Below are 21,363 nucleotides of genomic sequence, written 5' to 3'. Positions count from 1 at the left end.
ATAATGAAAAGAACCTGACCGAGTAGGTCAGGTTCTTTCTCGTTAATTTAAGTTAATCCAAACGCTCTTCACTTCTGTATAGTTGTTCAGCGCGTAAGATCCCATTTCGCGGCCAAGGCCAGATTGTTTAAATCCTCCAAATGGAGATGCTGCATCAAAGACGTTATAACAGTTTACCCATACTGTACCTGCACGTACTTTGCTTGCAATATAATGTGCAGTTTTTACGTTTTCTGTCCATACACCAGCCGCTAAGCCGAATTGTGATTTATTCGCACGATCAATTACTTCATCAATATCGTTAAACGGTAATGCAGAAATAACTGGACCGAAAATTTCTTCTTTAGCGATTGTCATCTCATCATTTACATCAGCGAATACTGTAGGAGAAACGAAGTAACCTTGATCGAATGGTTTGTTTCCTCCGCAAAGTACTTCAGCACCTTCTGCAATGCCTTTTTCAATATAGCCCATTACACGTTTTTGCTGTTCTTCAGAAACGAGAGGTCCGATTGTAGTCTCTGGATTTAGACCAGCGCCTTGATTTAATTTTTTTGAATATAGAACGAGATCAGCCATGACATTGTCGTACATTTTCTTCGGAATAAATAAGCGTGACCCAGCGCAGCACACTTGTCCTTGGTTAAACATAACACCAGAAAGCGCAGCTGGAATCGCTCGAGATAAGTCAGCGTCTGGTAAAATAATGTTTGGCGACTTACCACCAAGCTCTAATGTAACGCGTTTTAACGATTCAGATGCTTGTCTCATAATTTGTTTGCCGACTGGAGTAGAGCCTGTAAATGCAATTTTATCTACGAGTGGATGATTAACGAGAGCTTGTCCAGCTGTTTCACCGAATCCAGGAACGATGTTAACAACGCCTTTCGGGAATCCAGCTTCTTCAATTAATTCAGCTAAGTATAGAGCGGATAATGGAGTTTGTTCTGCAGGTTTTAAAACGATTGTACATCCTGTTGCAAGGGCTGCTCCCATTTTCCACATTGCCATAAGAAGTGGGAAGTTCCATGGGATAATTTGACCGACAACACCAACAGCTTCATGGCGTGTATAGTTAAAATATTCACCAGAAACAGGGATTGTTTGTCCAACGATTTTTGTAGCCCAGCCAGCATAATAGCGCATATGTTCAATTGCAAGAGGAACGTCTGCTGCTAAAGTTTCGCGGATTGGTTTTCCGTTATCTAAAGTTTCAAGCTGTGCCAGCTCTTCTTTATGCTCTTCCATTAAATCAGCGAGCTTGTACATAAGACGGCTTCGTTCAGCAGTGCTCATGCGTGACCAAGGACCTTCATCGAAAGCCATTCGAGCAGCTACGACAGCTTTATGAATGTCTTCGCGACCAGCTTCAGCAACGATAGCGAGTGTTTCACCAGTTGCTGGGTTAGGAGTTTTAAATGTTTTTCCAGAAGCGCTTTCAATGAACGCTCCGTTCACATATAGTTTCTTTGTGCCTTGAAGAAATTTCTCTACCTTTTCATGAAGATTTACAGCTAGTTGACTCATTGTATAACCCCCTTGAAAATATAATTTAAACGCAGTACGAGACAGCGTTTATTCCGAAATCAAGGATGTGGGAACTAGATGAAAAGCCTCTAATTAAAATCATAAATAAAAAATACTGAAAATTCAAATTTCATTTTCATTACAATTGTAAAAAATATGTAATGAAACATTGTATTCTATATAATTACAAAAAATCCTGCGCGTTTTTGTTTTCTAGTAGGAAAAACTAGAAAAACAGTGGTACAATTATACATCGTGAGAGGAGGGAGAAAATGAAGAATTATCATGATGATCCGCGCTTTCGAGTTGCCCATAGAGAAGCGTTAATTGGTCTTGGATTAGCTATTATTAATTTTATAGTATGGTATGGATTTGCTTATGGGCTTGGAAGTAAGGATCCGAGTGAATATACATATGTATTAGGTTTTCCAGCATGGTTTTTTTATAGCTGTATCGTTGGATTTATCGTAATGGTTATTTTGCTTATTTTAGTTGTTCGTTTTTTATTTCAAGATATTCCACTCGATGAGGAAGAAAAAAGTGAGGAATGATAGATGAATTGGTATGTAATAATCCCAATGATAATTTCTTTTATCGTTGTGTTTTTAATTGGTGTATATGCATCAAGACGTGTACAAGCAACCGCTAATAATAAATTTTTACAAGAATATTTTCTTGGTGGGCGTGAACTAGGTGGCTTATTATTAGCTATGACGATGATTGCTACGTACGGTAGTGCAAGTAGCTTTATCGGCGGGCCTGGTATTGCTTACAATATGGGTCTTGGATGGGTGCTGTTATCAGCGATTCAAGTTGTAACAGGATATATCGTTTTGACGGTTATTGGTAAAAAGTTTGCTATTATCGCTAGGAAGATGGAAGCAATTACACTTATTGATTATTTAAAGGGCAGATACAATAATAAAGCGGTAGTTGTTCTTTCTGCGTTATGTATTATAATCTTTTTGTTCTCAGCAACAGTAGCCCAGTGGGTTGGCGGCGGACGATTAATTGAGTCGCTAACAGGACTTTCCTACACAACGGCACTATTTTTATTTACATTTTCTGTACTTGTGTATGTGTTAATTGGTGGATTTCGTGCAGTCGCTTTATCAGATACGTTATTAGGAATCATTATGTTAGTCGGAACAACAATCATTTTAATTGCTACTGTCATTGCTGGTGGCGGAGTTGAAAAGATTATGCAGGAACTTATTCAAATTAATCCGAATTTAATAACACCGTTCGGAGCGGATGGAAGTTTAACGAAATCATATGTCACATCATTTTGGATTTTAATTGGAATTGGTGTCGTTGGATTACCGCAAATTAGTGTGCGTGCTATGTCCTATAAAAATTCAAAAGCTATGCACCAAGCATTAATCATTGGAACGGTTGTCGTCGGTACAATTATGATTGGTATGCATTTAACAGGTGTGTTTGCAAGAGTAGTCCTTCCAGGCATAACGGTACCAGATAAAGTAATGCCGCTACTCGCGATGGAAGTGTTGCCGCCTTGGTTAGCTGGAGTTTTCTTAGCTGCACCAATGGCAGCGATAATGTCTACTGTGAACTCATTATTATTACTTGTAAGTTCGTCAATTATTAAAGATATATATGTGAACTACATAAATAAAGATGCAGCGGCTAGTACGATAAAAAAAGGAAGTCTGTGGATTACTGGTATCGTAGGACTGCTTGTTTATGCAGCGGCTATTAAACCACCAGATTTTTTAATTTGGTTAAATTTATTTTCTTTCGGTGGTTTAGAAGCAGCGTTCATTTGGCCGATTGTGTTAGGGTTATATTGGAAAAAGGGAAATGCAACTGGAGCTCTCGCATCTATTTTAGTTGGAGTAGGTTCCTATATGTTTATTCACCTTTGCTACCCTAATCCATTCGGTATACATACAGTTGTTTTCCCGATTTGCTTTGCATTTATTGCGTATATAATTGGTAGTATGGTTACGATGAAAAAAGTAGCATAAAAATATAGAAAAACGTAGGGACTTCTAATGCGAAGTTCCTACGTTTTTTGTTTATACAAAATTTTCTTTTTCAGTCTGTATTCCGCCATACATTCATAAAGTAATAACAATTGATGGGATGGAGTTGAGGTCTATGAAAAAAATATTATTTTTAGGAGACCCAGGAATTGATGACTCTTTAGCAATTATGTATGGATTGTTACATCCTGATATTGATATTGTTGGTGTCGTAACGGGATATGGAAATGTAACACAAGAAAAGGCGACAAGTAATGCGGCGTATTTATTGCAAATGGCAGGGCGAGAAGATATACCTGTTATTAATGGTGCGAAAATTCCTTTATCCGGAGATTTTGTGACGTATTATCCGGAGATTCACGGTGCAGATGGCTTAGGACCAATTAAGCCTCCGAAAGCCTTTTCTCCAAATATAAAATCATTTTGTGCATTTTTCGATATTCTTGAAAAGTATAAAGGAGAATTAATCATTGTTGATGCTGGCAGGTCAACAACATTGGCGACGGCATTTATTTTAGAAAAACCGATGATGAAGTACGTGAAAGAATATTATATAATGGGCGGTGCTTTTTTAATGCCCGGAAATGTTACGCCAGTCGCGGAGGCAAATTTTCACGGAGACCCAATTGCATCACAATTAGTTATGCAAAATGCAAAAAATGTGACATTAATACCGCTTAACGTTACTTCAGAAGCGATTATTACACCGGAAATGGTGAAATATATTACGAAACATTCTAAAACGAATTTCAAGAAATTAATAGAACCGATTTTCAATTATTATTATAAAGCTTATAAAAACCTGAATCCTAAAATAACAGGAAGCCCAGTGCACGATGTAGTTACGATGATGGTAGCGGTAAATCCATCTCTTTTAGATTACGTGTATCGCCGTGTTGATGTCGATACGATTGGAGCTGCAAAAGGAGAGAGTATCGCTGATTTTCGCCCGCAGCCTGAAGCGAAAGCATTGAAAAATTGGGTGAGAATTGGTTGGTCATTACATTATAAAAAGTTTCTTGAGGATTTTGTGAAAATTATGACGTAGACATAATAGGAACATGCAAGTTAAAATAATGGAGATGATTATTTAAATAATCATCTCCATTATTTTGTTTTTAAGAGATAAATAGAGAAGAGTTACACAATAGGAGAGGAATTTCACTTGAAAAAGACTATAGTATGCGCAGTGATTGTGGGTATTTTTGTTTTGCTGATATCGGGTAACTTTTTAGTGAAAAAGGTGTGGAGTTCAAATAATGATGATGCGCAGTACATCGCATCCTTTATTGAAGAGCATAAAAATGAAAAAAATAGCGCTCTTCTAGTAAAGAGAAATGATAAAGTTGTGTATTCTGTAAATCCAGATGTTGTATTGCCAGTTGCTAGTACGATGAAGTTAATTGTGGCGCTTGAATATACGAAACAAGTTACAGAGGGGAAAATCGATCCGTCTAGTTTCGTTTCAATTAATGATGTGAATCGTTATTATGTGCCGAGTACAGATGGTGGTGCACAAGATAGATGGCAAAATTATTTACAAAAAAAAGAAAAGATAACTGAAGGAGCGGTTTCTTTAGAAGAAGTTGCAAAAGGAATGGTTAAGTTTAGTTCTAATGCAAATACTGAATATTTAATGGAGGTATTAGGATTAGACAATATTAATCGGAATTTACAAAGTTTAGCGCTTCCTGCACATCAACCGCTATTTCCGATCGTTTCATCTTTATACATTCCGGGATATTTGCATAAAGAATTACATGTTCCAAAATATAAAATAGAGAAAAAGTTAAAAGAAATGTCTCAAGAGCAATATCGTGAATATGCTATGATTATTCATGAACGCTTAAAAAAGAAGGGACCATTATTACAGAAGGAAATTCCTATATATTTAGAGGAGCGTTACGACAAAATTTGGTCGGATAGATTGCCGGCTGCTTCCGCTAACGATTATATGGTACTGCTTCAAAAGGCAAATCATCAAGGTGGCCTTACAGAAGCGGAAGAAAAAGTGTGGGCGAATATCGTCGAAACAGATATGAGTGCAAAGAAATATCGTAAAACATTCAGGCATGCCGGGCAAAAGAATGGTTATACACCATGGACGGTAACAAAAGCAGTTTATGCAATGGATAAACGCGGAAACTGTACAGAAATTGTTTTCTTGGCAAATAATTTAAATGAAGATGACAGTGCTGAAATACGTAAACATTTAGCAAATCTACACTTCCAAGTGTTGCAAAGTGATAAGTATGATGCGACTTTTATTAAGTAAACTCGGTGCTATGAGCGCCGAGTTTATTTTTATGTACAAGCACTTTTTCACCATCCCTGGGTATGATGGGTAGTAACACTTAGGCGAAAGGGGAAAAGGTGATGAAACAGAGTAAAGAAGAGTTTATTAAGAAGGAAGGCGCTGATTTCCCTGGGAAAACATATGTAGATTGTGTATTACAGCACGTATTTAATTTTCAGCGTAATTATTTATTAAAAGATATGTTTCAAGTGCATAGGGCACATATTATTATGTTAACTGAAGAAAAGTTGATGAAAAGAGAAGAAGCGAAAGTTATATTAACCGCACTTAAAAAAGTAGAGGGGATTCCAAAGGAGAAGTTGCTATATACAGAGCAACATGAAGATCTTTTTTTCTTAGTTGAATATTTGCTTTCTCAAGAAGCAAAGTGTGAATTTGTAAGTAATATGCATATCGGTAGAAGTAGAAATGATATGGGTGTAACGATGTATCGCATGAGTTTACGGCAATTTGTATTACGGTTAATGGAACATCATTTATTGCTGCAAGAAAGTATGCTGGAGCTTGCCGGTGAACATATGGAAACAATTATGCCCGCGTATACACATACACAACCGGCGCAGCCGACAACATTTGGTCATTATGTTTTGGCAATTTACGATACGATGCAACGAGATTTAGAAAGAATGAAAAAAGCGTATCATCTTGTAAATCATTCTCCAATGGGGGCAGCTGCCCTTTCTACAACAAGTTTTCCTATTAAGAGAGAACGAGTTGCGCAGTTACTTGGGTTTACAAATGTAATTGAGAACTCATATGATGCTGTTGCTGGAGCGGACTATTTATTAGAAGTTAGCTCGTTACTAATGGTTATTATGACGAATACGAGTAGATGGATTCATGATTTTTTACTATTAGCGACGAAAGAATATGATGGGATTACTGTAGCAAAGCCATATGTGCAAATAAGTAGTATTATGCCGCAAAAACGAAATCCTGTTTCAATTGAACATGCCCGTGCTATTACGAGTAGTGCTTTAGGGGAAGCCTTTACTGTATTTCAAATGATTCATAATACACCATTTGGCGATATTGTCGATACGGAGGATGACTTGCAGCCGTATTTATATAAAGGAATCGAAAAGGCGATTCGTGTTTTTTGTATTATGAACGCAGTTATTCGAACGATGAAAGTAGAAGAGGAAACGTTAAAAAGTCGCTCATATAAACACGCGATTACGATTACAGATTTCGCAGATGTTTTAACAAAAAACTATGAAATACCATTTCGGCATGCACATCATGCAGCAAGTGCGATTGCGAATATGTCATTGGAGCAGAAAAAGGAGTTACATGAATTAAATTTCAAAGACATAAATGTATACTTACAAGAAAATTTGAAAGTAAATTTATTAGAAGAAGAGTGGAAAGAAATCATATCACCAGAAGCTTTTATTCAAAAAAGAAATGTATATGGTGGACCGAGTAAAAAAGAGATGGAGCGTATGATTAATAAACGTAAAGAATCGTTTCGAAAAGAAGAGGAGCTATTTGAGAAGGAAAAGAAGAGAGTGTTGCATGCTGAAAATGATTTGAACACATTAGTTTCAAATATTATTGAATCGTAAAAGAAGGATTTAATGAATTAATCGCCAATACTTTATTTAAATATAAATTGAGGGAAGAGATTGTCGATGATTCAATTACAAGTATATGAAAATGTTATTCATTTTAAAGAGGATGTTATACCATTTTTAGAAAGGAATGAGCAGGAGAATAATTTGCTATTAGGTGTATTACAAGTTGCTGAAGAGCCGATGTTTATGGCGGCAGCGAAACAAGGGGAAGAAGTTACGATTGTATTTCTTCAAACAGTGGAGAAACAAGTTATTGTAGCTACATCTGAAATTTCGGAAGAGGCTATAGTGGAACTTGCAAAGCAATTAACGAATGTATATCCAGATATTCCTGGATTGATTGGTAATAAAAAAATCGTACAGAAATTAGCTGAAGAGATTGCGATATTAGAACAGAAAAAAACTACACTTGGAATGGAACAAGGTGTATATGAATTAAAACAAGTAAAGAAGAAGTGGAGCGGAGATGGAATTTTTCGAGCAGTAAATAGTGATGAGCTGCCATTAATAGAACAGTGGATACATCAATTTTGTGAAGATGTGAAGCTTCCTACTACGAAAGAAGAAGCAAAACAAACTGCATATACACTAATAACTACTAACCGTCTATTTGGTCTGGAGGTGGGCGGAAAACTAGTCTCTGTAGCTGCAAAAACGAGACCGACTACAAATAATATAACAGTCAATTTCGTTTATACGCCGAAAGAGGAACGAAAAAAAGGATATGCATCTATTTGTGTAGCCGAACTTAGTCAACGTATGCTAGATGAAGGCTACAAAACAACGACATTATATACCGATCTAGCAAATCCAACGTCTAATAAAATTTATCAAGAAATTGGTTATGAGAAGATTATGGAGTCGGTACTTATATTTTTAGAGAAATAGAACAAAAAGGCGCGCTAATTTAGCGTGCCTTTTCGTTATTCATCAATTCGAATAACCTCGCCTTGCGGAAAGTCTTCAGTCTCTAGTAAGTTACGAATAGCTTTCGCAACATATTCAGGTGACAGTAGCTTTCCTTTTTCTTTTAATGCGGTGAAGCGGTCTAAGTTAATAAAGTCTTCCTTATTTGTTTCACGAATTTGTGCTTGCATATTTGTATCAACAACACCCGGTGCAAAAGCGACAGTTTTTACAGGGTAGTCTTTCTCCACTTCTTCAGTAGCTACGCACTGTGTAAACATATTTATACCGGCTTTCGTTGTACAATAAGCTCCCCATCCGAAATAAGGATTTTTTCCTGCACCAGATGAAATATTTATAATGCGTTTATCTACTTTCCAGTCTTTCGTCTGTTTCATGAAAGTGGAAGTAAGGATCATCGGTGCAATTAAATTAATTTGAACGTTCGTAATGAATTGTTCACTTTCTGATTTTTCGATGGGTTTTATTGGTGCAACTGTGCCTGCATTATTAATTAAATGAATCGATGAGACATTGTCTTTTTGAATAGATGAAAAGACTTCGTTAAAATGCGTTTCTAAATTATGTACATCTTGAAGATCTATGGAATGGAAAATACAATTGCTGTTGTTTTGCACGGCGATTTTTGTAAGCTTTTTATTTTCTCTCCTAGAAATAGAGATAACGGTTGTATTTTCTTCTAACAATTGCACGGCGATTGCCTCACCTAAACCTTGTGAAGTTCCTGTTACGATAACGTAGCGCATAGTGTAGAAAACTCCTCTCATATGTGTGGGATTTTATTGGACAACGTATACAGTATAGCATCATTATTATTAATTCTTCACTTCTAACAATCGGTAAGATTGTTACGTTTAGTATTTCTGAGGAGAGGGAAAATGAATATTCCCTATATGTTAGACTAATGAAAAGGAGTGGGAAATATGAGACATAAAATGGGACTATATAATGAGCCTTTTCAATCTATTTATTCGGGTAAAAAAGTATTTGAAGTTAGATTGTATGATAAAAAGCGTCAACAAATAAAACATGGTGATGAAATTGTATTTACCAACCTTATGACGGCAGAAACAATTATTGTAAAGGTAACAGAGGTAAAGCGATACGAGAGTTTTAAGGAAATGTACGAACAAATTGATAAAAAATTATTTGACCGTGAAAATGTTAGCTTAGAGGAAATGTTAGAAAGTACATACAAAATCTATACGAAAGAACAAGAAAAAGAATGGGGAACAGTTGCGATTGGTGTTGAGGTAATAAAGTGAGAAGAAATCGCGGTGCAGCTATTATTGTACAGGACGGTAAAATCGCTCTTATAAAACGTGTTCGAGAAGGTGAGATGTATTTTGTTTTTCCAGGCGGGGGAATTGAAGAAGGAGAAACACCTGAAGAAGCAACGAAGCGAGAGATTTATCCCGCATTAACGGGCAGTAAGACCCCCACCTCAAAATTCAGTTGGAGCAAAGAAGTTAGGTGGGAGATCAACTGCCCGTAAACGCCCGATTGGTTCAACTAATAATCAGTGGGGGATGAACAAAACTCCCACTGATTAAAGTTTCACTTTATGAAGAATTAGGGGTGCATATACAAGTGGAGCATCTGATTGCAAAGGTGAAGTATAAAGGTACGGAGTATTATTATAATGCCCATATTATAGGTGGAGTTTTCGGAAGTGGTAAAGGCGAGGAGTTCGAGTTGAAAGATAGAGGGAGTTATATTCCTTTATGGATGCCGATAAATGAGTTGCCAAATGTAAATATAAAACCGTATGATGTGGCCCAAAGTGTATTCGATTATTATAGGAAATAAGGTCTGACAACATACAAAAAAAACCATTGACATAGCCTTCTGATTTAAGTATTGTATTCGAGTATGTTTATAATCAGGAGGTTTATATGAGCAATCAAACTACTACACATCATGTGAAAATGACAACAGCAGATCCATCTGGAATTGGTCTATTTGGATTAGCGATGGTAACACTTGTAGCATCATCTCAAAAGTTAGGCTTAACAGATGGCGTTTCACTTGTATTACCATGGGCAATCTTTTTAGGAGGATTTGCACAAATCTTTGCATGCATTCACGATGCAAAGCATAACAATACGTTCGGTACAACAGCATTTGGTGCGTACGGCCTATTTTGGTTAGGTGTTGGAATGACTTGGTTAATTCAACTTGGAGTATTTGGCGAAAAATTAGCCCAAACTGCAGATTCAAAACAGCTTGGTATAGCCTTTATCGGATACTTGATTTTCACGATCTTTATGACAATTGGTGCAATGGAAACACATAAAGTATTATTTATGATTTTCGTCCTTATTGATTTCTTATTTATCGGTCTTTCATTAAGTACTTTAGGTGTTATGCCGCACGCAATGCATAATTTAGCAGCGTATTCTGAACTATGTATTTCATTATTATCTTTCTATGGTTCAGCAGCAGCTGTGTTAAATACACACTTCGAAAAAGTTGTATTACCAGTTGGAAAACCATTTGGTATTTTTAAAAAGTAATAAAAAGGAACAGATGATTGTATAGTCATCTGTTCTTTTTTTATGGAATAAAATAAAATAACAAAAATATAATTGAAATTGATTCTCATTATTAATATAATGAGAATGAGAATCATTTATTGTAAAAGGGGGATGTCAAAGTGGCGAAAATTTTAATAGCGTATGCAAGTATGTCAGGGAATACAGAGAGTATTGCTGATTTAATTAAAGTAAGTTTAGATGCCTTTGATCATGAAGTAGTATTGCAAGAGATGGAAGGTATGGATGCTGAAGAATTATTAGCTTATGATGGAATCATTTTAGGATCTTATACGTGGGGTGATGGTGAATTACCATTTGAAGCGGAAGATTTCCATGATGAGTTAGAAAATATAGATTTAACGGGTAAAAAAGTGGCTGTTTTTGGATCAGGTGATACAGCGTATGAACTGTTTTGTGAAGCGGTAACGATATTTGAAGAACGTCTTGTAAAATGCGGGGCAGAACTTGTACAAGAAGGATTGAAAATTGAATTAGCTCCAGAAGATAAAGATGATGTTGAAAAATGCAGTGATTTTGCAATTGCTTTTGCCGAGAAGTTCTAGGAATGGGAGTGTCAACGTGGAAACAATGTTAAGTGCAACTGCTATTACAAAGTTAAGAGATGGGAAGCTTTTGTTAGCTACTACATATAATGGTTTATTCATTGAAAAAGATGGAGAATGGAAACAGGTTTTAACTGGTTTCCAAAAACGAATTCGAGATTTACATAGTGAGGGTAACGTAGTTTACGGAGTAGGAGACGAAGGAGTTTTTATTCGTAGTATGAATGGTGGAGAAACGTGGACGATCCAGCGCTTTCCAACGAAAGCAACGAGCTGGAATGTATGTAGTAATGAGAATGGAACAGTAATTGCTCATGGAGATAAAACACTGTATCATTCTAATAATTTTGGTTCCACATGGGAGACTATTCAGCCATTTCTTAATTATGGTAGCGAGGCACCATCTATTCGATCATTATTTTTATATAAACATTACTTATTTATCGGTACGAAAATACATACTAAATATGGTGGTGTTTGGCTTTTTGATTTAGAGACACGTAAATTAAAAAGGATTAAAATAGCGATGAATCAGATGATTTCTGCGTTGACTATACATAATTCCTATTTAGTATCGGCAAGTGGATCGTGCAAGGGAATTAGCGGGAATATTTCTTTTTGCAGAATAGATGAGAGTATCGAAAGTGATAAAATAGGTTGGCATACATGTCAAAGTGAACAAAAAGCGAGTAGTTATTTAGATTTAAGTGTAGATCAGCATGTGTTATATACAACGTCAACGCAAAATAAGGCGGGAATTAGTACTGTTTGCCGTGTGCTTCTTGAAGAAGGAATTGTTACAGTATGTGATTCGGTTAAAGGGCATGGTTGGCGCATTGTTAATGAAAAAGAAGGCTATGTTGTAGCTGGATCAGGTGAATTAAAAGAGATGCAATGGAAGAAAAAAGCTGTATAGCTAAAAAAAACTTTACTTTTATTATATTGATATGATATAGTTACTTTAAACCATTTTACTTTTAATAATATAGAGATTTAAATGAGCTGTAACTTCCGAGGAGGATAGCAATGTTAAATCTCCTCGGGGGTTGCAGTTTTTTAATATATGATGTATTATTGTAAAGTGGTTGAAAATGAATATGTACATATAGGTACATTGTAGGAGGATTTTTTAAATGCAAAACGGTAAAGTAAAATGGTTTAACGCAGAAAAAGGTTTCGGTTTCATCGAGGTTGAAGGCGGAGAAGACGTATTCGTACATTTCTCAGCTATCCAAGGCGACGGCTTCAAATCTTTAGAAGAAGGTCAAGAAGTTACTTTCGAAGTAGAACAAGGTAACCGTGGACCTCAAGCTACAAACGTAAACAAGAAGTAATTATGAAAAAAGAAGGGCTTGCCCTTCTTTTTTTTGCGTTTTTATTGAAGGTCCTCCTATTTACATGTGATAATAAGACTGAATTTTCGATTTATATTTAAATGTATTAAATGTATAAACTGCATGTATAAATAGATACTGAAAATAAAGTGAAGCTGTTAATTAGGCTTTTCATATTAATAGGAATTAGAAAGAGGTATACAAATTGAAAAACGCTACACACTTCATTGTGTTTGATATTGAAAGGAATTTTAGGCCGTATAAATCAGAAGATCCGTCAGAAATAGTTGATATTGGAGCTGTAAAAATAGATGTGAGTACAATGAAGGTTATTGGAGAATTTTCAGAGTTAGTAAAACCAAGTGCCCCATTAACTCGTCATACAACAAAATTAACTGGAATTACAAAGAAAGATTTAATTGGTGCAGAGAAATTCCCTCAAATTATAGAGAAATTTATTCAGTTCATCGGAGAAGATTCTATATTTATTTCATGGGGAAAAGAAGATTATCGTTTTCTATCTCAAGATTGTACATTATACGGTATAGAATGCCCATGTATGGAAAAAGAGAGCAGATTTGATGTGCAAAAATTTGTTTTCCAGGCATATGAAGAATTATTTGAGCATACACCAAGTTTACAATTTGCAGTGGAGCAGCTCGGTTTAACATGGGAAGGTAGGCAACATCGTGCTTTCGCAGATGCTGAGAATACAGCGAATATATTTCTTAAAGCATATAGTGAGAGAGATATTAATAAGCGATACAAGAGACATGGTGAGCTTGAACTTGTAAAGAACGGAAAACTAACAGAAAAAGCGAAAAAAAGGATGCGAAAATGGGTGTTTAAAGAACTGAGAAAAAATACAGAGCGTCCTTTTGTATGGAGTGCATTTGAAAGTAGTGACACGTGGGAAAGTATAACGGAAAGATATTATATAAGTGAATCTGCAGTAGAACTTTTGAAAAAACACTTTCCTACTGCGGTGAGAAAGGCGGAAAGGCAGCTTAGGTATTTGGCTGAGATGGAGAAGGTGCAGGAAGAGGGAAAGGTAACGTAACGTAAATGTATTAAGGTAGCTAAGGCTAGTCCTTGTTATGAGGAGAATTTATTAGTGAGCAATGTAAAAACTCCTATTCCATTTATAGATATAGGAGTTTTTTAGTATTTACTTTTTAAGTGAGTTGATCATTCTTTATATTCTCGAATAAACTCACTGACATTATCTGAAAGAAGAAAATGTAAAGACGCCGTGATAGTAGATATATCCCAGTCCCACCAAGAAATTTGTTGAAGTTCTTCAATCACTTCTGGTGAAAAACGATACCGAACCAACTTTGCTGGATTACCTGCTACTATTCCATACGGCGGGATATCTCGTGTTACAACGCTTCTTGCGCCAATAACAGCTCCGTTTCCGACTTTGACTCCAGACATAATCATAGCGCCACTGCCTATCCAAACGTCATGACCAATGATTACATCTCCCTTAGTTTTCGGATGACCGCTAAACCCCGCACCCTCGGGAACTATCACATTAAATGGATAGGTACTAATCCAATCTGTTCTGTGTTCGCCACCTAAAAAGACTGTTACATGGTCGGCTATGGAACAGAACTTACCTAATTTAAGCGAAGCTCCTTCCCCCCCAAGTACGAACATTAAGGTCACCATATGACCAATCTCCTATTTCATAAGAAGCAAGCTGTGGATTTTGATTTAAGAACAACCCCTACACCTCCCAAATAGATATAGCATCTTATGTATATGGGAGGTGTAGGGGAGGAAAGTAGTGAATGGTAAAATTAAATCTATAAAATGATAGCTTGTTTCTGTAAATCACACAAACATATTAGTATCCCTGCTTCTTCGCAGTCCGCTCAATCACGTCCTGCAGCTCATCCGACTTCAAAAACTCAAATAGTAGAAAGTTTTAGTACCCATATACTTTTAGTGACCACCAAATAGACACGGAAATGTGACCAAAATAAAAGAGCGCTTGTGAATAGCGCTCAGTAAAAAATAGTTATATGGAAGCATTTATTTAATATTAGAACCAAGAATTTTAGTACTGGATGTTCACGCTTGTGAACACATAATTGATATTTTAAACACTTTAGTAGTCACTGTTTATAAAAGAGTTCTATTCAATCCCGCTCGGATCATACCCAAACTGTTGCTTCTTCTCAATCCGCTCAATCACGTCTTGCAATTCATCCGGCTTCAAAAACTCAATTGGAGAGAACCCTTTCTCAAACGTAAGAGTATCTGCTTCGATCATTAGTACGTATCTGTCATTTATCTTAGCGATATGAATCAGATCTCCGAAATCAGCAAGCAACGCCTTCACAGAGATATGATCTGCTTTTAGCTTTAATTCTACTTCAGGGGCGTGCTCGACGATTTGAGCAGTAGCTTCCATTACTTCTTCTGTTGAAAACTGTTCCATAATTTCACGTTTTGGACTGGCAGCCCAAACTTCCATTGCTTGGTCGAATTGTTCACGTTCTTCAGTACCTTCTTCAAATACATCTTCAATTTGATCGTATACCATGTCCATTACTTGTGTTTTCATAATTTCAGGCATAGAGCGCTCGTACTCGACGAATTTTAAGAAGTCCTCAAAGTAGCGGGCGTGTGATGCTTGGTGTATTTTTAGTTCGCCAGGCTCCACCATACCTTCTTCAGGCATGTATGGGTATTGGATAGATTTCATATTCTTTGTTGTGATGGCCATTTCAACGTTACGAATAAGCGTTGATTCATCAGAAATGGAAGCAACCTTTGGTTCGAAGTCACATTTCATTACGAATACGAATGGATCATCAAAGTATTTGCGTAGTTTTGCTTGAGCGATTAAAAATACACCACCACGTACAGCGCTTGTGTCAAGGTATGTATAAACGAGAGGTTCGCTCATATCTTTGAAGTTTTCTTTTGTTTCTGCAAAACGAATACGATTAAATAAGTTGTAATGAGGGTTTGAATCGAGTTCGTGCCCTTCTTCTACAATAAAGCGACCAATCTTTGTTGGGGCTTGTTCTGTTTTTGCGTGACGTTCTACTTTTCGCTTTGAAATTTTTAATAATTCACCATTCAAAAATTCTTTTAAAGAGCTATCTTCATACTCTTCAGCGTCTAATGTTTGAAAATGTTTATAGCGTTTATCAACTGCTTCACCTTTTCCTTCAACTTGTACTACATAAAAGGAAAGAAAATTTATTTCAAAATCCATATTTATCACCTTGTTTCATTTCATTAACTCTTATCAGTATAGAGATGGAAAAAACTTTCGTCAATTTATATAAGGAAGGGGGAGTCCCTTCCTTATATATTTGTTATTTTCGAAATTAAAATCCGTCTTCTAATGCTGAAAATGGAATGTTTAGTCTATTTTCTACTGTACGTAAACGCTGATTTAAGCGGTTTAGTCTACGAGTATGACGCTCAACTGTGTTTTCTAGTTGACGTACTCTTTGCTCAAGCTCATTTACTCGTCGTTCTAGTTGACGGTTTCCGGTGCCAGGAAAAGAGATTGGAAGTTGAAATTGTCTATTTGGATCATATGGATTAACTTGCTCTGCTTGATCTATATATTGTTGGTATTGTGCTTGTAAATCATACTGAGGTTGGTAACCATATTGGTTATATGGATCATAAGGATTGTAGGGATACATAAAAACTCCTCCATTTCTTAAAGGTGGGTTGAATTCATCATAATGTATGTGCGAAAGCGGAGTAGTGGCACGGCAAATACCTATATACGCTGAAGTGAATGATTGTTTTTACCTATAAAAGCTCGGTTTAAGTTGTTTAATAATGATCACATATGAGAAAGTGGTATTACGGTTTTTGAAGTATGTAGGTGACTAGAGAGGTGAAATGAAAGGGTTTTACATTTGTATTTCATCTGTTGAATGGTATATACTGGATAGAGATAGGTTACATAAAAGTTACAATCTTATCAAACTCAAAAATTTATATAAATATGTATAGACATTTACAAAAGAAAAGAGTAATTTAAATAGAGTAAAAAATAACTTGTAACATTTTCTAAATATATTGTAAAATGATTGTAACAAAACATACATAAAAATGAAATAATACATAAGAAATAATGTTGGGGAAAAGGAGAGAGTATATTGTTCCGAAAAATAAAGGGTATATTAGTAGGGGTGCTATGTGTAGCTGTAGTAAGTGGTTGTGGAACAAAAGTAAGTGATGTGGCATTAGTAAGTGATTTTGGTGGGAACGTTGTAGAGGCCAAGGCTGATGTACAGGATTCAATTAGCCTAGTGGATGGGCGTACTGGTACTGAAGTGAAGAAAATAGACTTATCGAGCTTAGGTTATTTTGAAGATGAGGCGAAATTCAAAAAATCGGTAACGAAGGTTGCTGGTGAAGTTGGGAAAAGCGTTGACAAAAAGATGGTCCCTTCACGTATAGCGCCTGATGGATCATGGCAAGAAGGAAAGCCTTCTTATGAATTAATGGAAAAAGAATTAGTAGACAAATTATTAAATGTAGGTATGTGGGATTCTTCATATCAGTTACCTATCGTTGAGAAAAAGCCTACCGCAACATTAAGTGATGCGCAAGGAAGTGGCACGGTAATTGGTAGATATGAAACGAATTTAGGTGGCTCAGCAGGTGGCCGTATTGAGAATATTCGTTTGTCAGCAGCGAGCATAAATGGAGTTGTATTAGCAAAAGGAGACGGTTTCTCTTTTAATGCATTAATCGGTGATACAACGCCAGATAAAGGATATCAATTAGGTAAAGAAATTGTAGATGGTAAATTAGTAGATGGTTATGGTGGTGGCGTTTGTCAAACATCATCAACTCTATACAATGCAGCAGATCAAGCTGGTTTAAAAATGGTAGAGAGAACTACACATTCTAAGACAGTAGGTTATGTCCCGCAGGGAAGAGATGCTACAATTGCGTATCCATATTTAGACTTAGTATTTGAAAATACGAATGATGCTCCTGTTAAGCTTTATATGGGTATTCAGGGCGGAAAGTTAGTTGCTGAAGTACATAAGATGAAATAAATATATAGTTAAAGGGTAATAAAGTAAAAGGTTTATATAATAGAAGCCATCTCTTCTGAATTTCAGAGGAGATGGCTTTTTGTCATTAATGGTCTATGGAAAACTATTAATTCTGATTTTTCTTATTTACATAGTATGTTTTTGGTTGTATCCTTCATAGTAACGGCTATGTTAATTTGTTTTGAAATAAAGGACTAGGAGAGGAAGTTATTCATGGTACAAATTCATCCGAAAACACGTATTGGTCATGTTGCATTTAAAGTAAAAGATTTAGAGAGTCAAATTGCTTTTTATGAGAATGTAGTAGGGCTAGAAGTAATTAAGCAAGAGGGGAATAAAGCATATTTAGCAGGAAAAGGTGGTGAGAATACGCTACTTGTACTTGAGAAGTTAGAAGATGCAGCGCTTCAAGAACCACGTACGACGGGTATATATCATGTAGCCTTTTTAGTTCCGACTCGTGAGGCTTTTGCTTCGGCACTATTTGGGGTGATTCGTAATAAGAACGTAATTGATAGTCCAGCTGAACAAGAAGGACGTTATACATATTCAAATGAAATTTTACCAATTTCAAGGTTTAATAGTGCAAGTGATCATACGTATAGTGAAGCGTTTTATTTACAAGATTTAGAGGGGAACGGTATTGAGATTTATGCGGACCGTCCTCGAGATCAGTGGGGAGAAGGGCCAGGAGGAAGTACGCCACTTGATTTAAAAGAACTAGCAACGCTCGTTGATTATGAGTTTGATGGTTTACCTGCTGACACTGTGGTTGGACACGTACATTTACGAATAGCTGATGTCGAGAAGTCACATGAGTTTTATGTAGATACAGTAGGTTTTGAAGTACAACAGCGTGAAGATGATTGCTTATTCATTTCGGCAGGAGGGTATCATCACCATATCGGTGCAAATACGTGGAACGGGGTAAATAACCCGCATCCACCAGCACATGCAACGGGACTAAAAGTATATACGATTGTACTCCCTCATAAAGAAGCTTTAAATGAAGTAAAAGAAAGATTAATAGAAAAACAACATGAAATAAATGAAACTACAAATGGATTTACGGTAGTAGATCCGAGTGGTATTACAGTGCAGTTTGAAATAGAAGTAGTATAAAGTGAAACTTTAATCAGTGGGGGTTTTGTTCATCCCCCACTGATTATTAGCCTTCACCAATCGGGCGTTTATGGGCAGTATAACTCCCACCTAACTTCTTTGTTCCAGCCGAATTTTGAGGTGGGAGTTATACTGCCCGGCGAATAGCGGGATAAAACAAGCCAGAAAGTGTGTAATCACTTTCTGGCTTGTTTTTGATCATTTAGAGCTCAATCCAATACCTTCTCACAACATTACCATCTTCTTCAGTGAAATCTTCATCACGGAGACCGCCGTTATGTAAAATCGTTTTCTCTGAAGCTGTATTCACTTCATCGCAAACGACAAGTGCTTTCGTAATGCTTAATTGCTTCGTTTTTTCTAATGACAACTCGAGTAGCTTCGTAGCATATCCTTTTCTTCTTTCAGAAGGGCGAATGCCATAACCGATATGGCCGCCAGCATTAAATAAATGCTCCGTCAAACTATGACGAATATTAACTGCTCCCAAAATTTTATTTTCATTTGTAACGAGCCAATAAGTAGAATCTGGTACCCAAGTTTTAGGTATATTTATTCCGTTATGTGCCTCGTGTAATTCTTGAATCATTGCCGTGAAATTAGAAGGATCTTTTGAGATAACCCACGGAATCATCGTTTCACCGCTATTTTTCCATTCGTTATAAAAATCTAAGTATTCTTCTTGTAAATCGGTAGTAGGTGTAATTAAAGATACATTCATCGTTTGTAGGCTCCCTTTGTTTATATTTTATTTCAACAAAATTTCAGTATAAAAAGAAAGTGATTTATAAATTTCTCAACCCCATTTCATATGCCATATTCAACTGAAAATAAGTTACACGTTAAAGTTTAAAGATTTTCGTATGAAAAGTAGGTGATTTTATTTATGTTAATATTTAAAATATTAACATAAATCTATAGGGATATTAAATGTATTTTAATGAAATGCTTTTATTTTGATGGATAGATGCATGTGATAATTTTTGTTTTATCTCTCTATGATGAAAGGAAATAAATTAGTAGGTAGTTACTATACGCATCCAGGGAAGTATTATTTACATGTATATCAGTACGGCGGGGGAACAGGGAATTATACGGTAGAAGTGAAATAGTAAAAGGGTCGCCGTGAATGGCGACCTTTTTTTATTATGCGTTATACCCAAATAATTTCAGATCTTCTTCTGAGTCTGAAATTATTTTCTCGAATCGTAATCCTACTTTTTCTAAAAGCTTTCCTGAAACAGTGTTATCTATAGAAGTAATTGCTACAATTCGTTTCATTCCTAGTTTTTGTACACCGTATTCCATTACCGCAGCAGCTGATTCATAGCCATATCCTTTTGAACGGAATTTTTCTAAAAAGGCGAAGCCGATATCAACGTCTTCTAATGAATCTCTTTTAATAAGACCACACATACCAAGTGGAGTGAGATCTTCTTTTCGTTCCACTAAGTAAAGACCAAAGCCCGTTTTATTATACATATCAACGGGTCCATTTAAGATGTAATTTTTTGCATCTTCTAAGTTTTTAACCCCTTTATCACCGATAAACTGAATCCATGCAGGATCGTTTACTAATTCGAGAATAAATGGAGTGTCCTTTATATCAAACCAGCGAAGAGTGAGTCGTTCAGTTTCAAGAACTATCAATCTATTGCACCCCCTTTAAAAGTTATAACAATTAGTATGGATTGTGCAAAATAAAAGTGCAAGTTATTTTTATTGAGAGTTACTTGTTCACATAAAGTTCGATTGTTTTGCATAGAAGGATATTTTATAATTAGGATTAACTGGAAAGAGTGAGATGCATATACAATGACTCCTAGGAAACTAGGAGTTTTTACTATATAACTATCATTATTACTAAATATGACACACTACACATTCTACTTAAGGAGGTACATAATGAAAAAATTATATAACGCATCGTTTACTTATTTAATTATTGGTTTACTATCAGGAATATTCGCTAGGGAGTACGGGAAATTTAAAGGGATAATAGGATCTACACTATTAAATCTTTTGCATACGCATACGTTAGTACTTGGCTTTTTCTTCTTTTTAATTGCTTTAGGATTAGCGAAAGTATTCGCTTTTCATGAAGTGAAAGGATTTAATAATTGGTTTATTGTACATAATATCGCATTAACTTTAATGTTAGGTTCGTTGGCAGCGAGAGGACTTCTTCAACTAAATGGAGCGGACTTTAAAGGGTTAACTTATATTGTAGGGTTCTCTCATTCTATGATGGCATTTACTTTAGTTTGGTTTATGATTTTGTTGAAGAAATCGTCTAAAATGTAGTTTTATAAAAAAGAACTTGTAGGGAATACTGCAAGTTCTTTTTTATATATAAAAGTACATGAATCTTACTATTCTGATTATTTTGTATAAAAATG

Annotated in this window: 21 protein-coding genes and 2 pseudogenes; 16 read left to right on the top strand and 7 right to left on the bottom strand. The window is 35.9% G+C overall.

Going from position 1 to position 21,363, the window contains the following annotated elements; translation table 11 throughout:
- Positions 1–42 precede the first annotated feature (42 nt).
- The gene (dhaS, locus tag JTF23_RS09885) at positions 43–1,527 is read right to left on the bottom strand and encodes an aldehyde dehydrogenase DhaS (RefSeq protein WP_131230915.1); all 1,485 of its coding nucleotides are present in this window, start codon (positions 1,525–1,527) and stop codon (positions 43–45) included.
- A 272-nt stretch (positions 1,528–1,799) separates the two neighbouring features.
- On the opposite strand from dhaS, the gene JTF23_RS09880 reads away from it, so the two are divergent.
- The 6 genes from JTF23_RS09880 (at position 1,800) to JTF23_RS09855 (ending at position 8,315) form a co-directional block, all read left to right on the top strand.
- On the top strand, positions 1,800–2,078 hold the full coding sequence (locus JTF23_RS09880; protein ID WP_204208649.1) for a YhdT family protein: 279 nt from the start codon (positions 1,800–1,802) through the stop codon (positions 2,076–2,078).
- 3 nt (positions 2,079–2,081) lie between these two features.
- A complete protein-coding gene (gene panF / locus JTF23_RS09875; RefSeq protein WP_016105807.1) occupies positions 2,082–3,515 on the top strand; it encodes a sodium/pantothenate symporter in 1,434 nt (477 codons plus the stop codon).
- Between the two features lie 133 nt (positions 3,516–3,648).
- The gene (locus JTF23_RS09870) at positions 3,649–4,581 is read left to right on the top strand and encodes a nucleoside hydrolase (protein ID WP_078181153.1); all 933 of its coding nucleotides are present in this window, start codon (positions 3,649–3,651) and stop codon (positions 4,579–4,581) included.
- A 117-nt stretch (positions 4,582–4,698) separates the two neighbouring features.
- Positions 4,699–5,808 carry a serine hydrolase gene (locus JTF23_RS09865; RefSeq protein ID WP_204208648.1) on the top strand — a complete coding sequence of 370 codons (1,110 nt, stop codon included), beginning with the start codon at positions 4,699–4,701 and terminating at the stop codon, positions 5,806–5,808.
- Between the two features lie 101 nt (positions 5,809–5,909).
- Positions 5,910–7,418 (top strand): argininosuccinate lyase, encoded by a 1,509-nt coding sequence (gene argH, locus JTF23_RS09860; protein WP_204208647.1) that lies wholly within the window; start codon positions 5,910–5,912, stop codon positions 7,416–7,418.
- 60 nt (positions 7,419–7,478) lie between these two features.
- On the top strand, positions 7,479–8,315 hold the full coding sequence (locus JTF23_RS09855) for a GNAT family N-acetyltransferase (RefSeq protein WP_204208646.1): 837 nt from the start codon (positions 7,479–7,481) through the stop codon (positions 8,313–8,315).
- A gap of 35 nt (positions 8,316–8,350) precedes the next feature.
- Here JTF23_RS09855 and JTF23_RS09850 read toward each other — a convergent pair whose 3' ends face one another.
- Positions 8,351–9,100: a (S)-benzoin forming benzil reductase gene (locus JTF23_RS09850; protein WP_204208645.1), complete on the bottom strand. Its 750-nt coding sequence runs from the start codon at positions 9,098–9,100 to the stop codon at positions 8,351–8,353.
- Positions 9,101–9,277: 177 nt separating this feature from the next.
- Between JTF23_RS09850 and JTF23_RS09845 the strand changes: the two genes are divergently transcribed.
- The 7 genes and pseudogenes from JTF23_RS09845 to JTF23_RS09810 all read left to right on the top strand — a co-directional run bounded on the left by JTF23_RS09845 (position 9,278) and on the right by JTF23_RS09810 (position 13,848).
- The gene (locus JTF23_RS09845; RefSeq protein ID WP_016105802.1) at positions 9,278–9,619 is read left to right on the top strand and encodes an ASCH domain-containing protein; all 342 of its coding nucleotides are present in this window, start codon (positions 9,278–9,280) and stop codon (positions 9,617–9,619) included.
- Positions 9,616–10,163: pseudogene (locus JTF23_RS28310) on the top strand (NUDIX domain-containing protein). The gene JTF23_RS09845 and the pseudogene JTF23_RS28310 overlap by 4 nt, the downstream one beginning before the upstream one ends.
- An 86-nt stretch (positions 10,164–10,249) precedes the next feature.
- The gene (locus tag JTF23_RS09830; protein ID WP_204208644.1) at positions 10,250–10,870 is read left to right on the top strand and encodes an acetate uptake transporter; all 621 of its coding nucleotides are present in this window, start codon (positions 10,250–10,252) and stop codon (positions 10,868–10,870) included.
- A gap of 140 nt (positions 10,871–11,010) precedes the next feature.
- The gene (locus JTF23_RS09825) at positions 11,011–11,454 is read left to right on the top strand and encodes a flavodoxin (RefSeq protein WP_002160966.1); all 444 of its coding nucleotides are present in this window, start codon (positions 11,011–11,013) and stop codon (positions 11,452–11,454) included.
- A 16-nt stretch (positions 11,455–11,470) separates the two neighbouring features.
- Positions 11,471–12,370 (top strand): WD40/YVTN/BNR-like repeat-containing protein, encoded by a 900-nt coding sequence (locus JTF23_RS09820; protein WP_078174150.1) that lies wholly within the window; start codon positions 11,471–11,473, stop codon positions 12,368–12,370.
- A gap of 217 nt (positions 12,371–12,587) precedes the next feature.
- On the top strand, positions 12,588–12,788 hold the full coding sequence (gene cspB, locus JTF23_RS09815; RefSeq protein ID WP_001179147.1) for a cold shock-like protein CspB: 201 nt from the start codon (positions 12,588–12,590) through the stop codon (positions 12,786–12,788).
- A gap of 205 nt (positions 12,789–12,993) precedes the next feature.
- Positions 12,994–13,848: an exonuclease gene (locus JTF23_RS09810; protein ID WP_204208643.1), complete on the top strand. Its 855-nt coding sequence runs from the start codon at positions 12,994–12,996 to the stop codon at positions 13,846–13,848.
- Positions 13,849–13,976: 128 nt separating this feature from the next.
- On the opposite strand, the pseudogene JTF23_RS09805 reads toward JTF23_RS09810, so the two are convergent.
- From JTF23_RS09805 to JTF23_RS09795, 3 genes and pseudogenes are all read right to left on the bottom strand, one after another.
- Positions 13,977–14,517: pseudogene (locus JTF23_RS09805) on the bottom strand (CatB-related O-acetyltransferase).
- A gap of 414 nt (positions 14,518–14,931) precedes the next feature.
- Complete coding sequence (locus JTF23_RS09800; RefSeq protein WP_204208642.1) at positions 14,932–16,023, bottom strand: DUF3900 domain-containing protein; 1,092 nt, start codon at positions 16,021–16,023, stop codon at positions 14,932–14,934.
- Between the two features lie 115 nt (positions 16,024–16,138).
- Positions 16,139–16,465, bottom strand: a complete 327-nt coding sequence (locus tag JTF23_RS09795; RefSeq protein ID WP_002111071.1) for a hypothetical protein — start codon at positions 16,463–16,465, stop codon at positions 16,139–16,141.
- Between the two features lie 465 nt (positions 16,466–16,930).
- Between JTF23_RS09795 and JTF23_RS09790 the strand changes: the two genes are divergently transcribed.
- Together JTF23_RS09790 and JTF23_RS09785 are read left to right on the top strand one after the other, a co-directional pair.
- On the top strand, positions 16,931–17,842 hold the full coding sequence (locus JTF23_RS09790) for a VanW family protein (protein WP_204208641.1): 912 nt from the start codon (positions 16,931–16,933) through the stop codon (positions 17,840–17,842).
- Positions 17,843–18,055: 213 nt separating this feature from the next.
- Positions 18,056–18,964, top strand: coding sequence for a VOC family protein (locus JTF23_RS09785; protein ID WP_002199734.1), 909 nt, complete (start codon positions 18,056–18,058; stop codon positions 18,962–18,964).
- A 202-nt stretch (positions 18,965–19,166) separates the two neighbouring features.
- On the opposite strand, the gene JTF23_RS09780 is transcribed toward JTF23_RS09785, so the two are convergent.
- On the bottom strand, positions 19,167–19,685 hold the full coding sequence (locus JTF23_RS09780) for a GNAT family N-acetyltransferase (protein ID WP_002199735.1): 519 nt from the start codon (positions 19,683–19,685) through the stop codon (positions 19,167–19,169).
- 425 nt (positions 19,686–20,110) lie between these two features.
- Positions 20,111–20,614, bottom strand: coding sequence for a GNAT family N-acetyltransferase (locus JTF23_RS09775; protein WP_204208640.1), 504 nt, complete (start codon positions 20,612–20,614; stop codon positions 20,111–20,113).
- A gap of 255 nt (positions 20,615–20,869) precedes the next feature.
- Here JTF23_RS09775 and JTF23_RS09770 point away from each other — a divergent pair, with 255 nt between their 5' ends.
- Positions 20,870–21,268, top strand: coding sequence for a DUF2871 family protein (locus tag JTF23_RS09770; protein ID WP_204208639.1), 399 nt, complete (start codon positions 20,870–20,872; stop codon positions 21,266–21,268).
- The last annotated feature ends 95 nt before the right edge of the window (positions 21,269–21,363 follow it).

The organism is Bacillus sp. RIT 809 (assembly GCF_016892495.1).
Classification (GTDB): domain Bacteria; phylum Bacillota; class Bacilli; order Bacillales; family Bacillaceae_G; genus Bacillus_A; species Bacillus_A cereus_U.
The sequence above is the reverse complement of the archived record's forward strand: the minus strand, read 5'-3'. Positions and strand labels throughout refer to the sequence as shown.

Bases quoted from the DNA above. Each gene is read 5' to 3' on its own strand.
- JTF23_RS09800 (WP_204208642.1), bottom strand. From the start codon at position 16,023: ATGGATTTTGAAATAAATTTTCTTTCCTTTTATGTAGTACAAGTTGAA.
- JTF23_RS09785 (WP_002199734.1), top strand. From the start codon at position 18,056: ATGGTACAAATTCATCCGAAAACACGTATTGGTCATGTTGCATTTAAA.
- JTF23_RS09780 (WP_002199735.1), bottom strand. From the start codon at position 19,685: ATGAATGTATCTTTAATTACACCTACTACCGATTTACAAGAAGAATAC.
- JTF23_RS09850 (WP_204208645.1), bottom strand. From the start codon at position 9,100: ATGCGCTACGTTATCGTAACAGGAACTTCACAAGGTTTAGGTGAGGCA.
- JTF23_RS09770 (WP_204208639.1), top strand. From the start codon at position 20,870: ATGAAAAAATTATATAACGCATCGTTTACTTATTTAATTATTGGTTTA.
- dhaS (WP_131230915.1), bottom strand. From the start codon at position 1,527: ATGAGTCAACTAGCTGTAAATCTTCATGAAAAGGTAGAGAAATTTCTT.
- JTF23_RS09795 (WP_002111071.1), bottom strand. From the start codon at position 16,465: ATGTATCCCTACAATCCTTATGATCCATATAACCAATATGGTTACCAA.
- JTF23_RS09830 (WP_204208644.1), top strand. From the start codon at position 10,250: ATGAGCAATCAAACTACTACACATCATGTGAAAATGACAACAGCAGAT.
- cspB (WP_001179147.1), top strand. From the start codon at position 12,588: ATGCAAAACGGTAAAGTAAAATGGTTTAACGCAGAAAAAGGTTTCGGT.
- argH (WP_204208647.1), top strand. From the start codon at position 5,910: ATGAAACAGAGTAAAGAAGAGTTTATTAAGAAGGAAGGCGCTGATTTC.
- JTF23_RS09880 (WP_204208649.1), top strand. From the start codon at position 1,800: ATGAAGAATTATCATGATGATCCGCGCTTTCGAGTTGCCCATAGAGAA.
- panF (WP_016105807.1), top strand. From the start codon at position 2,082: ATGAATTGGTATGTAATAATCCCAATGATAATTTCTTTTATCGTTGTG.
- JTF23_RS09870 (WP_078181153.1), top strand. From the start codon at position 3,649: ATGAAAAAAATATTATTTTTAGGAGACCCAGGAATTGATGACTCTTTA.
- JTF23_RS09845 (WP_016105802.1), top strand. From the start codon at position 9,278: ATGAGACATAAAATGGGACTATATAATGAGCCTTTTCAATCTATTTAT.